General features: G+C 63.2%; 1 protein-coding gene. It reads left to right on the top strand.

The genetic code is table 11. The features are described 5' to 3' along the window. Positions 1-46: 46 nt before the first annotated feature. Positions 47-983 (top strand): aminotransferase class I/II-fold pyridoxal phosphate-dependent enzyme (locus tag EN750_RS36260; RefSeq protein WP_127399412.1); only part of this gene is annotated, 937 nt, incomplete at its 3' end.

Raw genomic sequence — 983 nt, forward strand, 5'->3', positions numbered from 1 at the left:
AGTATATAGCGCGCGCCCAACACCCCCTTCGCTGTCTGGAACTGCCATGGAAGAATTTCACAAGGTTCGCCGGCTTCCGCCTTACGTGTTCGAGCAGGTCAACCGGCTCAAGGCCAGCGCCCGATCGCGTGGCGCCGACATCATCGACCTCGGCATGGGCAATCCGGACCTGCCGACGCCCAAGGCTATCGTCGACAAATTGTGCGAGGTCGTGCGCGACCCGCGCACGCATCGCTATTCCTCGTCGCGCGGCATTCCGGGCCTGCGTCGCGCCCAAGCCGCCTACTATGGCAGGCGCTTCGGCGTGAAGCTCAATCCCGACACGCAAGTGGTGGCCACGCTTGGCTCGAAGGAAGGCTTCGCCAATATGGCGCAGGCGATCACGGCGCCCGGCGACGTGATCCTGTGCCCTAACCCGACCTATCCGATCCATGCCTTCGGCTTCATCATGTCGGGTGGCGTCATCCGCTCGCTGCAGGTGGAGCCGGACGACGGCTTCATCCCGGCGCTCGAGCGCGGAGTCAAACATTCGATCCCGAAGCCGCTGGCGCTGATCCTCAACTATCCGTCGAACCCGACGGCGCTGGTCGCCTCGCTCGATTTCTACAAGGATGTGGTCGCCTTCGCCAAGAAGAACGACATCATCATCCTGTCCGACCTTGCCTATTCGGAGATCTATTTCGACGGCAATCCGCCGCCTTCGGTGCTGCAGGTGCCTGGCGCGATCGACGTTTGCGTCGAATTCACCTCCATGTCGAAGACCTTCTCCATGCCCGGTTGGCGGATGGGCTTTGCCGTCGGCAACGAGCGGCTGATCTCGGCGCTGACGCGGGTGAAATCCTACCTCGATTACGGCGCCTTCACGCCGATCCAGGTGGCGGCGGCACATGCGCTCAATGGCGACGGCGCCGACATCGCCGAAGTCCGCGACATCTACCACAAGCGCCGCGATGTGATGGTCGATGCCTTCGGCCGCGCTGGCT

The sequence above is a fragment of the Mesorhizobium sp. M7A.F.Ca.ET.027.03.2.1 genome, assembly GCF_003999175.1.
GTDB lineage: Bacteria > Pseudomonadota > Alphaproteobacteria > Rhizobiales > Rhizobiaceae > Mesorhizobium.